General features: G+C 39.1%; 13 protein-coding genes. All 13 read right to left on the bottom strand.

Features of this window, described 5'->3' with window-relative positions:
* Position 1: 1 nt before the first annotated feature.
* The 13 genes from infB to VTHSUH11_RS06825 all read right to left on the bottom strand — a co-directional run bounded on the left by infB (position 2) and on the right by VTHSUH11_RS06825 (position 13,895).
* Positions 2–2,473 carry a translation initiation factor IF-2 gene (infB, locus tag VTHSUH11_RS06885; protein ID WP_105093124.1) on the bottom strand — a complete coding sequence of 824 codons (2,472 nt, stop codon included), beginning with the start codon at positions 2,471–2,473 and terminating at the stop codon, positions 2–4.
* A 15-nt stretch (positions 2,474–2,488) separates the two neighbouring features.
* The gene (locus VTHSUH11_RS06880; RefSeq protein WP_105093123.1) at positions 2,489–2,794 is read right to left on the bottom strand and encodes a L7Ae/L30e/S12e/Gadd45 family ribosomal protein; all 306 of its coding nucleotides are present in this window, start codon (positions 2,792–2,794) and stop codon (positions 2,489–2,491) included.
* Between the two features lie 9 nt (positions 2,795–2,803).
* Entirely contained in the window at positions 2,804–3,073 is a 270-nt protein-coding gene (rnpM, locus tag VTHSUH11_RS06875; protein ID WP_105093122.1) for an RNase P modulator RnpM, read from the bottom strand.
* Positions 3,073–4,158: a transcription termination factor NusA gene (gene nusA, locus VTHSUH11_RS06870; RefSeq protein WP_105093121.1), complete on the bottom strand. Its 1,086-nt coding sequence runs from the start codon at positions 4,156–4,158 to the stop codon at positions 3,073–3,075. The genes rnpM and nusA overlap by 1 nt, the downstream gene beginning before the upstream one ends.
* A 17-nt stretch (positions 4,159–4,175) precedes the next feature.
* Positions 4,176–4,634 carry a ribosome maturation factor RimP gene (locus tag VTHSUH11_RS06865; protein WP_105093120.1) on the bottom strand — a complete coding sequence of 153 codons (459 nt, stop codon included), beginning with the start codon at positions 4,632–4,634 and terminating at the stop codon, positions 4,176–4,178.
* A 185-nt stretch (positions 4,635–4,819) separates the two neighbouring features.
* Positions 4,820–5,512, bottom strand: coding sequence for a hypothetical protein (locus VTHSUH11_RS06860; protein ID WP_105093119.1), 693 nt, complete (start codon positions 5,510–5,512; stop codon positions 4,820–4,822).
* Positions 5,496–6,050 carry a lytic transglycosylase domain-containing protein gene (locus tag VTHSUH11_RS06855; RefSeq protein ID WP_105093118.1) on the bottom strand — a complete coding sequence of 185 codons (555 nt, stop codon included), beginning with the start codon at positions 6,048–6,050 and terminating at the stop codon, positions 5,496–5,498. Before VTHSUH11_RS06855 ends, VTHSUH11_RS06860 begins: the two co-directional genes overlap by 17 nt.
* Before the next feature lie 68 nt (positions 6,051–6,118).
* A complete protein-coding gene (gene coaE, locus VTHSUH11_RS06850) occupies positions 6,119–6,727 on the bottom strand; it encodes a dephospho-CoA kinase (RefSeq protein WP_105093117.1) in 609 nt (202 codons plus the stop codon).
* Positions 6,728–6,774: 47 nt separating this feature from the next.
* On the bottom strand, positions 6,775–9,399 hold the full coding sequence (gene polA / locus VTHSUH11_RS06845) for a DNA polymerase I (protein ID WP_105093358.1): 2,625 nt from the start codon (positions 9,397–9,399) through the stop codon (positions 6,775–6,777).
* 449 nt (positions 9,400–9,848) lie between these two features.
* The gene (gene rpsT / locus VTHSUH11_RS06840) at positions 9,849–10,109 is read right to left on the bottom strand and encodes a 30S ribosomal protein S20 (RefSeq protein WP_005378787.1); all 261 of its coding nucleotides are present in this window, start codon (positions 10,107–10,109) and stop codon (positions 9,849–9,851) included.
* A 90-nt stretch (positions 10,110–10,199) separates the two neighbouring features.
* Positions 10,200–11,372: a phosphopentomutase gene (locus tag VTHSUH11_RS06835; protein ID WP_105093116.1), complete on the bottom strand. Its 1,173-nt coding sequence runs from the start codon at positions 11,370–11,372 to the stop codon at positions 10,200–10,202.
* A gap of 229 nt (positions 11,373–11,601) precedes the next feature.
* Complete coding sequence (locus VTHSUH11_RS06830; RefSeq protein WP_105093115.1) at positions 11,602–12,135, bottom strand: NUDIX hydrolase; 534 nt, start codon at positions 12,133–12,135, stop codon at positions 11,602–11,604.
* Between the two features lie 143 nt (positions 12,136–12,278).
* Positions 12,279–13,895 (bottom strand): DUF2828 family protein, encoded by a 1,617-nt coding sequence (locus VTHSUH11_RS06825; protein WP_105093114.1) that lies wholly within the window; start codon positions 13,893–13,895, stop codon positions 12,279–12,281.
* Positions 13,896–14,010 lie beyond the last annotated feature (115 nt).

Genomic DNA, 14,010 nt, shown 5'->3' with positions numbered 1-14,010 from the left:
CCTACATTTGAGGTGCAATTTCTTCCATCAAGTATGCTTCGATTATGTCGCCTTCCTTGATATCGCGGTAACCTTCTAAGGAGATACCACATTCGAAGGATGTTTTAACCTCTTTCACTTCGTCTTTGAAACGACGTAAGGAGTCAACTTTACCTTCAAATACTACAATACCATCACGGATCAAACGAACTTCGGAGTCATTAGTAATACGACCTTCAGTTACATAAGAACCAGCAACGATAGCCTTAGGTGTAGAGATAACTTGACGCACCTCTGCACGACCAACGACAACCTCTTTAAATTGAGGCGCCAACATACCACGCATCGCAGACTCAACGTCGTTGATAGCATCATAGATTACGCGATACGTACGAAGGTCAACCTTTTCATTTTCCGCAGCGCGACGTACATTAGCATCAGGACGTACATTGAAGCCCATTACGATAGCATTAGATGCGGAAGCCAACATAATATCGGATTCGTTAATAGCACCTACTGCAGCATGAACGATAACGATACGTACTTCAGGGTTCTTAATACCTTCTAAGGATTGACGCAATGCTTCTACGGAACCTTGAACGTCAGCTTTGATGATGATATTAAGATCTTTTAACTCACCTTGTTGAATTTGGTTGAAGATATCATCTAATGTAACCTTGTGAGTAGCTTGTAATTCTTGAACACGTTGTTTTGCAATACGTTTTTCTGCGATTGCACGTGCTTCATTATCATCCATGCCGTTGATAATTTCACCAGCTTGAGGAACTTCTGAGAAGCCCAAGATTTCTACTGGCATAGAAGGACGAGCTACTTTTACCTTTTCGCCGCGTTCATTTGTCATGGCACGTACTTTACCATACGCAGTACCAGCAAGTACAGTGTCACCTACACGAAGGGAACCTTTTTGTACTAATACGGTACATACAGCACCGCGACCTTTATCAAGTTGAGCCTCGATAACTACGCCATAAGCTTTACGGTTAGGATTAGCTTTCAATTCCATAACCTCTGCTACGAGCAAGATATTTTCGAGTAAGTCGTCAATACCTTGTTTTTGTTTAGCAGATACAGGAACCATGATGACATCGCCGCCCCATTCTTCTGGCAATAAACCATGTTCAGACAATTGTTGTTTAACGTGGTCTGGGTTAGCACCTGGTTTATCCATTTTATTGATAGCAACAATAATTGGTACATCTGCAGATTTAGCATGGTTAATCGCTTCAATAGTTTGTGGCATTACACCGTCGTCGGCAGCAACTACAAGAACAGCGATATCAGTGGATTTCGCACCGCGTAGACGCATAGCTGTGAAAGCTTCATGGCCAGGAGTATCAAGGAATGTAATTTTATTATCGTTGTAACGAACTTGGTACGCACCGATATGTTGAGTAATACCACCTGCCTCGCCAGCTGTTACATTAGTTTGGCGAATTACGTCCAATAAGGATGTTTTACCATGGTCAACGTGACCCATGATAGTTACAACTGGTGGACGAGGTTTTAATGTTTCTGGTGCATCTTCAATTTCAATGATATCAGTAGGATCTTCTTCCGGTTCTACTTCAGTTACAGTTACACCAAATTCCTCTGCTACGATGGTAGCTGTATCAACGTCAACCTCTTGGTTGATGCTTGCCATAACACCTAAAAGCATCAATTTTTTGATGATTTCAGATACTTCACGGCCCATTTTTTCAGCTAATTCTTTTACTGTTAAAGGACCGCTTAATTCGATTTCAGTAGCGATTGCTTCTTGTGCTTTACGTTCTTCTTCCGCTTTATGTTGCAAGTATTGCTCGTTGCGGTGTTTTACCTTATTTTTCTTCTTTTGCATGGAAGTAGATAATAAGGATTGTGGGCGATTGTTGCCTTTTTTATTTTTCTTGTTACGACGGTCATTGCCATTTTGTTGGTTGCCATCATTATTGTTTCGATTGTCTACACGACCATTACGGTTGTTATTGCGACCTTCTGCATTACCATTATTACCTTGGCGTTTGTCATTTTTTTGACCTTGTTGAGCATCATTTTTATGGCCTTGTTGTTGACCATTTGGACGGTCTTGTTTTTGATGGTTACGGCCATCTTGTTTAGGACCATTATTTTGTTTTTTAGTAGGCTCGTTAATTTGTACATGACGAACATGAGGTTTCTTGTCTTCATGCTTTTTATCATCATGTTTAGCCTCTTTTTTATGGCTATGTTCTTTTGCCGGTTTATCTGTTTTTACAGATTTAACAGGTGCAACTGCTTTTTCATGTTTGCGTGGATTAGCTGGTGCAGCTGCCGCTTTTCTATCAGCCCTATTAGACTTACCTCCTAATTGGCTCTTCACCACACTATAGCCTGCATCATCTACCGTATTAACAGCTTTTGTAACATTAAAATTATGTTGTTGCAAAATAGAAATAACCTGTTTACTTTCAACGCCAAATTCCTTAGCGATTTCATGTACGCGTTTTTTGGACATCTACATACCCCCTTCTTACTGATCAATCTCTTTTAGTAACGCTTTCGCAAATCCATCATCCTCTACGGCCACCACCACACGTACTTCTTTTCCAATAGCCGTACCTAATGTCTCTTTACTGCCGACCTTACGCAATGGGATATGATAAGCTTCTGCTAATTGTATGTATTTCTTTTCATTATTGGCTGCACAATCACCAGCTAATAAAACTAGCTTTGGTGTTTTCTTCTTCATCGCTTTTTCTACGATGAAATCTCCGGAGCTCAATTTTCCAGCTCGCTGTGCTAAGCCTAAGAGATTTAAAACTTTATCTTCATTCATATGCTGAAATTATTCATTTCTTTCCAAATCGTGTTTTAATGCCTCATATACATCCTTTGATACGGTATGTTTTAAAGAGCGTTCTAATTTTTTACCTTTATACGCAGCTTCAAAACAGTCCATAGATGCACAAATATAAGCACCACGTCCAGGCGCTTTACCAGTTCTGTCGATACTGATTGACCCTTCTGGACTTAGAGCAACACGCATCAACTCACGTTTACTCTTTGGTTCACCACAGCCTACACAGGTACGCATAGGTTGAGATTTGGTTTTCATTAGTCTTCGCTTTCCGCTGCTTCTGTACTAGTAAAACCTGTGAAAGGATTCTCTGCAGCTTGTGTTTCACTCTTAATGTCGATTTTCCAGTTTGTCAATTTAGCTGCTAACCGAGCATTTTGACCTGCTTTACCAATAGCCAAGGACAATTGATAATCTGGTACTACAACGTAAGAAGCTTTTTCTTCTTCGCTTACATCTACGGAAATAACTTTTGCAGGACTCAAGGAATTAGCAATGTAAATAGCAGGATCTTCATCCCATTTTACAATGTCGATTTTTTCATCGTGCAATTCATCTACAATGTGTTGAACGCGTTGACCTTTAGGACCTACGCAAGCACCAACTGGATCGATGGATTCATCGCGGCTATATACGGCGATTTTAGAACGCATACCAGGTTCACGAGCTACAGATTTAAGCTCTACTACACCTTCATAGATTTCTGGCACTTCTAATTCAAACAAGCGTTTTAATAGGCCTGGATGAGTACGGGAAATCATAATTTGAGGACCTTTCGTAGTTTTCTTAACCTCTACGATATAGCATTTAATGCGGTCCCCTTCATGATATGTTTCTGTAGCAATTTGCTCAGTTGGAGGTAAGATAGCTTCTGTTTTACCAAGATTGATATATACGTTTTTACCTTCAACGCGTGTAATTACACCCGTAATGATATCGCCTTCACGGCTATAATATTCTTCGTATACAACACTGCGTTCAGCTTCTTTCAAACGTTGAATTAACATTTGTTTAGCTGTATGAGCTGCACTACGACCAAAATTAGCAGGTGTTACATCTGCTTCAACAATATCGCCAATTTCATAGCGTTTATCGATTTTACGAGCATCTAATAGGCTGATTTCGGTTTCTGGGAATTCTACAGTTTCTACAACTTGTTTCTTCGCCATTACCTTATAAGCACCAGTTTCACGATTCAATTCCACATACGCATCTGGATTAGAATGTGGTTCCTTACGATATGCTTGTAATAATGCAGCTTCTAGGGATTCAAAAATAACCTCAGGTGCAAAACCTTTTTGTTTTGTCAGCACCATAACTGCTTGAATTAATTCTTGACTCACTCGTATGCCTCCATATATTAAAAATCAAGATGTAATCGAATTTGTGCAATGGCAGAACGTTCAAATGTTACGCTTTCACCATTGATTGAAAATTCTATCGTTGTATCTGTAAAGCCTTGTAGTACACCCGTATATTGTTTACTGCCATTAATAGGTTTAAACAATTGGATATCTACATCACGGCCATTATAGCGAATGAAATCTTTATCCTTTTTTAGAACTCGATCAAGACCAGGAGAAGACACTTCAAGCAAATAATTTTCTGCAATAGGGTCTTTCTCATCGAGGATAGCACTCAATTTTTCACTGACCATTTGACAGTCATCCAAATCAACACCACCTGGCTTGTCGAGATATACGCGTAAATACCAATCCCGTTCTCGAACATAGTCGACATCGACTAATTCCAGATTTGTGCCGGCTATAATGCCTTCTACTACAGAGGATACGAATTCCTCTACGGCCTCTCTTTTCATAGCCATCGCCTCCTTCTAACATACTACTTATCTATTATTCATACCGTTCCATTGTAGATTTGGCAAAATAATATGACTAATTTCGCCTAATCATAAACGAAAGAGTGAGCAACAATAGCCCACTCTTAAAAAAGTTTATATAAAAGTCACGTTTATTATAGCATATTTCTATGCAAATGTACAATTTAACTACGGGAATTTAATTCACAAAGTATATTAGTTAAATATTCAGATAGTGCATTTTCTAATTGACCTAATGTTTTCGCATCTAAATGATGGTCGATTTCCGGATGATTTTGATAGCGTAACTCGGCAAAAAACTCGTCACGGTATTCATTATAAAAGAGTAATAAACCAGTACATTCATCCATCTTTCGATATTCACCTATGATATAGGAACCATTAATCATGCGTACCGCATTTTTAGGTGTAATATCTAGCATAAAACCTTCTAATTCAGTAGGCATCACAGATTCATAGTCCCAATTTTGCAATCCTTTACGCATATACGTATAGGTAAAATTTTCAGCACTATTAATCAGTAGTTTCGTAAGACCTTGAACGCAACGTTTTTGTAATCCGGCCCAATAAGACTCAAATTCTTGACGTACAAAGGATATATCCACAAAGGAAAACAATGGCATTACTACATGCACTGTATAATCCTCTACTTCTTTATCGTAAAGAGCACACCACTTCCACCCTAAATCATTTTCATAATGAAATAGAGGCAATGTTAATACAATCTTTCCAGCGGACATAGCCTCTTGAGCTTTAGCAATTTCATCAGGTCCTGTTACAACGAGTTTAAAATTACCAATCTCCAAGGGTAACCAAGAATAGTCTAAAGACTTACAGGTTTCAATGATATTTTCCATATAATGCCTCATATCTTTCTTGATACATTAATACCGTCTTCACATACATACGTGTTTCAGGAAACGGAATCGTATCAATCATACCATTCCAATTCTTTTCCTTAACCCATGACTCAACATGTCCACGCCCTGCGTTATAGGCAGCCAGAGCTTGTACCTCATCGCCATTAAATTCTTTTAATAAATACCCCAAATACCAAGTGCCTAATTGGATATTCGTTTCTGGCTCTTTTAGTTGGCGATCCGTGTAGTTACCATGCCCCATTTGCTGGGCCACCCAACGAGCTGTATCCGGCATGAGTTGCATCAATCCTAGAGCGCCTGTTTCGGATTCAGCAGTATTTTTATATTTACTTTCAGCCAAAATGACACTGGCCACCAAGGCCGGTGATACCTCTTCCTTTTCCGCAGCCGATACAACTACATCTCTATAATCAAAGGGGTATGCTGTATAGCGTGCCACAGGATCTTGCATATGGTTAAAATAAAACCATCCTAACACGACAACAGCCAATGCTGTTGCTGTATTTCGTTTCATACATCCTCCCCTTACTGATAACATGTATATATCGATTATATTGATTCTATCATAAATTCAATTGATGATTATTTATTATACAACGTCAATAGTTTTTCACGCCACAATTTTTCTAACTGAATATATAATTCATCAGGTGTACCATCATTATTAATGATGACATCTGCAAAGGAGCGTTTATCATCTAATAACATTTGACTTTGAATACGCGCTAATGCGTCCTTTTTTGAGTATCCATTGCGCTCCATTAACCGGCGAACCTGCACCTCTGGCGATACATACACTAGCCAAACCGTATCGAGTCGCTCATACCACTTACCCTCAATGAGAAGAGGAATATCATAAATTACGGCTGGAGCTTCTTCCTCTTCGTACATAGCACTCAGTTCATCAATACGCTGACGAATGAAACCATGTAAGCAGCTATTTAACTGTAGGCGTTTTTCTTCATTATGAAAGACGATACTACCAAGTGCTTCACGATTTAATCTGCCATCATCGAGAATCACTGTATCACCAAATAATTCACGGATAGCAGCAAGTCCAGGCGTACCAAGATCAACAACTTCACGTGCTACTACATCGGCATCAATATAAGGTACATTCTTCTTTTTAAAAAAGTCTAGTACTGTACTCTTGCCAGATGCAATTCCACCTGTTAAACCTATTTTTAACATATGTGCCTCCTGCAGCTATCCTTCTACTCGAACGTTATATGTAAAATTTATTTTACAAGTGCCCAGTTTTCCGCATTATGTACATCAACGATAAGTGGAACATGTAATGCTACAATGGATTCCATAGTTTCCTTAAGCAACGTTTGAATAGCATCCAATTCTTCATTTACCACTTCTAATACAAGTTCATCATGCACCTGTAATAATAAGCGAGATTTAAACGTCTTCTCTTCTAAAATGGATTCTACCTTATTCATAGCGAGCTTAATAATATCAGCAGCAGTACCTTGTATCGGTGTATTCATTGCCGTACGCTCTGCGAACGAACGACGGTTGAAATTGCGACTATTGATATCTGGCAATTCGCGCATGCGACCAAACATCGTACGCACCTTACCCGTTTCATGGGCTTCTTTTACCATGTTATCCATATATTCTTTAACCTTTGGATAGCGGCTAAAATAAAGCTCAATATAGTTTTTTGCTTCTTGACGCGTAATGCCTAAATCACGAGACAAACCAAAATCTGAAATACCATAGATAATGCCAAAGTTGACAGCCTTTGCGTGAGACCGTTCTTCGCTAGTTACCTCATCCTGGGACTTACCAAGCACTTCAGCAGCAGTAAATCTATGAATATCTTTACCATCGTTGAAAGCCTTAATTAACGCTTCATCACCAGACAAGTGCGCCAAAATACGGAGCTCGATTTGTGAATAATCGGCACTCACCAATGTATCAAAGCCTTCGCCAGGATAGAACAATGCGCGAATTTCACGACCCTTTTCTGTACGAACAGGAATATTTTGTAAGTTCGGATCTGAAGAGCTCAAGCGTCCAGTAGCTGTTACCATTTGGTTGAATGTGGTATGAATGCGATGTGTTTCAGGATTAATAAGGACCGATAAGCCTTCACAATAGGTAGAAACTAATTTAGCTACAGAACGATAGGCTAAAATCTTCTCTACAATAGGACTTTCATGACGAAGCATATCCAAAACTTCTGCATCTGTGGAGTAACCTGTTTTCGTCTTTTTAATGACAGGTAGATTCATCTTTTCAAACAAGATAATGCCCAATTGTTTTGGAGAATTAATATTAAACGTTTCCCCTGCTAATTCATAAATTTCTTCCTGAACAGCTTCGAGTTCCGCCTTGAATTTAACAGTTGTTTCTTCTAATTTTACAGGGTCAATATAAATACCATTTTTCTCCATAACTAATAATGTATGAATCAATGGCAATTCAATATTGGTGTATAAATCCCATAAAGATTCGTCTTGCAATGCCTTAACAGCGGCATCGTCCATAGCAAGCAATGCTTTCACCATAGAGACGCACTCTACATCTACACTACCTGTAGCAATGGATGGCACACTAAAACGCTCTGTTAAATAGAGATATCCATAATTGGTACGCGTTGGGTCCAACAAATAAGCCATCAAGGATACATCGTGAATACGGGCCACGCCATTTTCATACAAACGGATTTGAGCCGGTTCATCGTGGCAAAGAACCTCCATCAATTCCTTGCTTTGTGTTGTCACAACCGTCTTTGCACCATTCAATGCATTCAATAATTCGTCATTATGAGAACCATCTAGCTTGATAATGCTTTCACCATTATTAATGAAAGCAGCCGTAATCGTACGGAACGGCGCTTTGCCATCCGTAATAATATGAACACCAATGGTTTTATTTTTGTAAAAGTCCTCAGTAAGAGCAGATGCATCTAACAGATCATCGATTTTAATCTCTTCGGCCATACTAAAGAGTCCACCAAAATCCTCTGCGTCGTCACCTTCTGCTCCCATCACACTAGCCAAACGAGGTGTCAATTTTGTAAAACCTAATGTTTCAAACATAGGTTTCACTTCGCCAAGGTGGAAATTCTGTACAAATTGATCAAGTGTATAGGGCAAGTCCATGTCAGTCTTGATGGTAGCCAATTGACGAGATAAGAAGGCTAACTCTTTATTTTCAACAAGACGTTCTTTTAATTTCTTGCCCGAAATATTATCGATATTCTCATATACAGACTCTAAATCACCATATTCATTAATCAATTTAAGAGCTGTTTTTTCACCAACCCCTGGAACACCAGGAATATTATCGGAAGAATCACCCATAAGCGCCTTCATTTCGATAACTTTATCTGGGCCATAGCCATATAATTCAGACATATTATCCAAGGTAACCTCCAGCATGTCTGAAATACCTTTTTTCGTTAAGAATACATGACTGTAATCGGTAACAAGCTGTAAATTATCGCGGTCACCGGTGATGATTTTTACCGCTAAATCGGAGGAACCAAATTTCTTCGACAAGGAACCAAGAATATCGTCCCCCTCATAACCTTCCTCTTCAATAACACAAATGCCAAGAGCCTTCAACACATCTTGAATCAAACTAAATTGAGGACGTAAATCCTCTGGTGCATCAGGGCGATTACCTTTATATTCACTATACATTTCCGTACGGAACGTTTGACGACCTTTATCAAAGGCTACCGCAATATAATCAGGTTTAATCTCCTCATATAATTTAATGAGCATTGTCAAAAAACCATATACTGCATTGGTTGGCGTGCCAAGAGCAGACTTCAACGGAGGAAGCGCAAAAAAGGCACGAAATAATAGGCTGCTGCCATCTATAATCATTAATTTTTTCATAGGTACACCTCGCTTAATCATATGTTTCATTATAACATATTGAGGCGTAATAAAATTGATTTTTACTACCTTTGCTTCTATCAAAAATATATGCATTCATCTTTCTAAGTTTTGCAGAATAGGACTGAGGGCAGCCCCAAAACCTCCACCGGCCGGGTCTGACTACGGCCTACGGCCTTCGCAGGGCCAAAGTCGGTTTTGGAGCTGCCCTCAGTCCACTCCCATTAGGTATTTAAAATGTTATGCATATATTTTATGATTACAGCATTTAGCACTAAAAATCAATTTTATCACTGCACTAATATTTCTATTCAATGAAACGTATGATTAAGCGTTCGCCAATCCCGACCGTAGGGAAAAGGACGCCTTTCGGCGTCCTACTTATAATAAATTTATATATTTTGTGGTATAAAAAAAGCCCATCGATGATGGGCTTTGGCTCTATAAAATTATAAAGCGTTTACTTTAGCTGCAAGGTTGGATTTTTTGCGAGCTGCAGTGTTTTTATGAAGTACACCTTTGGAGGCTGCTTTATCAATTACGCTAGTAGCTTGAACAAGTGCTTGTTTTGCTTCTTCTACTGCGCCTGCTTGAACAGCTTCAACGGTTTTACGAGCTGCTGTACGGATTTGAGATTTCACAGCGGCGTTTTTCGCACGACGTTCAGCATCCGTTTTTACGCTTCTAATACTGGATTTAATGTTTGGCAATTGAGTCACCTCCTTAAAAATCGTTTCTTATACCTGAATGATTATATCATACAAGATATTGTGACGCAAGGATTATATTACACAATACGACTATTTCATAATATCTTTTAAAAATGATGTGCCTACTGCATATGGTGAAAGTCCAAAGTTCGCCAATACGGTTTGTCCTATATCCCCAAAACTATGGCGTAGACCTAGATCTATAGCACCTTTCATACTTGGACTATAGGCAAGCAATGGAACGTGTTCACGCGTATGGTCTGTGCCATGCCATGTAGGATCATTTCCATGGTCAGCTGTGATGATAAGCAAATCATCTTCTTTCAATAATGGTAATAATCCACTCAATTGGTAATCGAAATCTTCAATGGCACGTTTATAGCCTTCTACGTTACGGCGATGACCATATAGACTATCAAACTCTACAAGATTCACCATCATGAGGCCACTTTCAAAGGAGGAACCTAATAAGTAAGGTACCACATTCATGCCGTGAGCATTCGATTTGGTTGGATAACTTTCATCCCATCCGACATGAGCATAGATATCGCCAATTTTGCCGACGGCCACCGTCGGAATTTGTGCAGCTTGTAATTCCTGTTGCACCATGCGGTGTTCAGGCATACGGCTATAGTCATGACGATTCGAGGTACGTACAAAATGACCGGGTTTTCCTACAAACGGACGAGCTATGATACGACCTACATAATAATCACCAACGCATACTTTGTTACGCGTAATTTCGCACATACGATATAAATCCTCTAGAGGAATCACATCCTCGTGTGCTGCAATTTGGAACACAGAATCCGCAGAGGTATACACAATAGGTTTCCCCGTTTTCATGTGCTCTACGCCGAGACGCTCGATGATTTCTGTACCAGATGCCACCTCATTACCAAGATACCCATAACCGGTTTCTTTGGTAAAGGTATCCATTAACTCCTTAGGAAAACCATCATAAAATGTTGGAAACGGAACCGTCACAGGATGGCCCATCATTTCCCAATGACCACTGGTTGTATCCTTTCCCGTACTGACTTCCTCCATTTTTCCATAAGCACCCATAACAGTTGTTTCATCGGTCTTAATATCCGCAATATTGGCCAAGCCTAGAGAACGCAATGTGGGACAATGAATCAAACCTGCGGTTGACTCAATATGACCTAATGTATTAGATCCTTCATCATTAAATTTTGCCGCATCTGGGGCATGACCAATGCCAACAGAATCCATAACTAATATAATGATTCTTTTATACATAAGTACTCCTATTGTAATATTCAACTAAAATATTACGTGCTATACTACCATTAAGAGCCAAGTAACGTGAGTTAGGGAATAAAAACGCCTAACGTATGAGGTATCCTACCACCTCAACACGTTAGGCATCATCATATTTCCGTATTTTAGATGAGCCTAACGCTAACAGCACGTTATTTGGCTCTCTTTATGTGTTAATTATACTATATATAATTATGAAAATAAAGTACTACTTAAGATAAGGCATAGCTAACATTAGAGCTGCTAAGGATTTACTATCCTTAATTTGTTCATTCTTAATAGCCTCTAATAATTCAGGCAATGTATAGTATTCAAGTTCTACGTATTCATCTGGATCCCAATGAGTTTCACCCATGGTGAGATCTTTTGCTAAGTATAGATGTAATACTTCATTACAGAAACCCGGACTTGTTGCAATAGTTCCCAATGGAATCCATTGATTAGCACGGTAACCTGTTTCCTCTGCTAACTCACGTTTAGCACAAGTTAGAGGCTCTTCATTTGGATCTAATTTACCTGCTGGAATTTCAAGTAAAGGCTGTTGCAGAGCATAACGGAATTGACGTTCCATCACAATTTTATTGTCTTCTGTAACAACTACGATTGCTGTAGCACCTGGATGATGGACAACTTCACGCCACGCTTCATTACCATTTACATCAGCTATATCGTAGGTAACTTTGATTAATTTACCATCAAATATCATTTCGCTAGATTTTTGTATTTCTTTGCTAATTGCCATACTTAATTCCTCGTATATATAAAATGATTGTTATATTATAAAACCTACAACTCATTATATCACAAATTAATTACACAAAAAGAAGGTTCCTACTCGTCATATTGTGACTAATAGGAACCTATTTTAATGAGATTATATAAATGTTAAGCTACATTTACATAGCCTTGTAATACTGTATCTACAATACTACATTTAGAGTCTAACTCCACTTTAAGTGCCCTTTCAGGATTGACTTCTCTAGATACCACCATATCCACGATAGATTTAGAAAAACCAGATACGAGAACAACACCACTCGGATGCATTTGTACAGGAATTGTATTATGTGCATAGACAGATACATTCCAGAAAATGAGCCGTGGCATGGTATACCCAAGGGCTTCAAATTTCTGACGACATGATTCAATAACGGTCGTGTTATCCTCATGCTTTGTAGCCTGATCAAACTGCATATCAGAAATAACGAGACACGCTGAAGGTAACTCCTCTTGACGCAGATGATTTTTTACGGCTGTATCTAGAATTAAGTCAAATGTTGCCTCTATATCCGTATTGCTGTAATCGTCAAAGCGATGTAAGCGTCTAAGCTTATCTCGCAAAGTTTCACACATCGAAATGTCTACCATCTGAGGGCGATTGCTAAAGGTAATGAATCGATTTTTAAAGGATTCATTCTTATTATGCTGTGCACAATACAATGCAATCGAATCTGCTACACTAAGTGCGGTAACGGAACTATTACGAGATAGTTGTTGCCCCATAGATCCAGACCCGTCGCGTATAACTAAGATATCGTCATAATCCTTAGGAGATTCTTGGGCATTCCATAATTGCTCTAATGTTTCGTCATATGGATTTAGACTACTGTCCCAGCAACTATCCGCCTTTACGTATGCTTGCACAATATCATACAAGAACATAGAGTTCGCATTAATCTTAACTGAGTCGTCTCCCTTTTCTAATGATGTAAGATACGCCTGGCGGCGTTCTTCATCATGTTTTAAGAAAGCATTACGATATTTAAGATTCGCCTTAGATGGTACATGATTATAATTAATATCGTTCCATTGGTTAAGAGAAGCCTTGCGATCTACTACCGCTAAATGTTCGCGCAATTTAGACAACATTTTACGATACTCTCGTGCATTTAGATGTAATAAGGATTGTAAAATAGCCGCCTCAGAACGTTTTTGCTTAGACGATGTATTATTGGACGGCATCCATTTTGCTAATAAGCTAATAGAATCGCCCAGTCCGCACCCCATTACATCACGTCTAAACTGATTGGCAATTAGCTCACCCAGACCATCACGTAAGACGCTACTCGTCGTATCAAAGAAAATGCGTAGCACATCATCCCAACGACCATAGTTCCATAACTCGGTGCCGATGACGAACTGCAATGCTATCTCTGGATGCAAGTCACCAATTTTAGTGAGCATCATGCGAAATACATCACGCTCACCAAGGCCTAGCTTAATATGGCGGGCATACATAAGCCATTTCATGGTATACAGAGGGTCTTCCTTATAGGATGTAATGAATAAACGCAATGCTTCCACTGCATCCATAGTGCGATGTGCACCATAGAAATATCGGTCATGTTTACTTTTACCATAAAAATTAACTGCGACCTGACGCAATGCAGGCACAGAGAAATTAAGGTCCACAAGAGGACTGCCACTCGTATGATACGCAGTACTATCATTAGCTGTATAGGATTTTTCATTATTTGTTAAAGCGTCCATAAATGTATTCATAGTTCATATCTCCTTGGCATATAAAAAACCGCTGCGGATTATCACAACGTAAATTTTGAAAGCAAAATAAACAAGACAACCATGAGCGGTTACAATACAAAGTTCAAGACAATTG

This window comes from Veillonella tobetsuensis (assembly GCF_002959935.1).
Taxonomy (GTDB): domain Bacteria; phylum Bacillota; class Negativicutes; order Veillonellales; family Veillonellaceae; genus Veillonella; species Veillonella tobetsuensis.
This window is presented reverse-complemented; position numbering and strand designations above follow the sequence as displayed.

Bases quoted from the DNA above. Each gene is read 5' to 3' on its own strand.
- VTHSUH11_RS06825 (WP_105093114.1), bottom strand. From the start codon at position 13,895: ATGAATACATTTATGGACGCTTTAACAAATAATGAAAAATCCTATACA.
- infB (WP_105093124.1), bottom strand. From the start codon at position 2,473: ATGTCCAAAAAACGCGTACATGAAATCGCTAAGGAATTTGGCGTTGAA.
- VTHSUH11_RS06860 (WP_105093119.1), bottom strand. From the start codon at position 5,512: ATGGAAAATATCATTGAAACCTGTAAGTCTTTAGACTATTCTTGGTTA.
- VTHSUH11_RS06880 (WP_105093123.1), bottom strand. From the start codon at position 2,794: ATGAATGAAGATAAAGTTTTAAATCTCTTAGGCTTAGCACAGCGAGCT.
- VTHSUH11_RS06865 (WP_105093120.1), bottom strand. From the start codon at position 4,634: ATGAAAAGAGAGGCCGTAGAGGAATTCGTATCCTCTGTAGTAGAAGGC.
- VTHSUH11_RS06830 (WP_105093115.1), bottom strand. From the start codon at position 12,135: ATGGCAATTAGCAAAGAAATACAAAAATCTAGCGAAATGATATTTGAT.
- coaE (WP_105093117.1), bottom strand. From the start codon at position 6,727: ATGTTAAAAATAGGTTTAACAGGTGGAATTGCATCTGGCAAGAGTACA.
- VTHSUH11_RS06855 (WP_105093118.1), bottom strand. From the start codon at position 6,050: ATGAAACGAAATACAGCAACAGCATTGGCTGTTGTCGTGTTAGGATGG.
- rnpM (WP_105093122.1), bottom strand. From the start codon at position 3,073: ATGAAAACCAAATCTCAACCTATGCGTACCTGTGTAGGCTGTGGTGAA.
- polA (WP_105093358.1), bottom strand. From the start codon at position 9,399: ATGAAAAAATTAATGATTATAGATGGCAGCAGCCTATTATTTCGTGCC.
- VTHSUH11_RS06835 (WP_105093116.1), bottom strand. From the start codon at position 11,372: ATGTATAAAAGAATCATTATATTAGTTATGGATTCTGTTGGCATTGGT.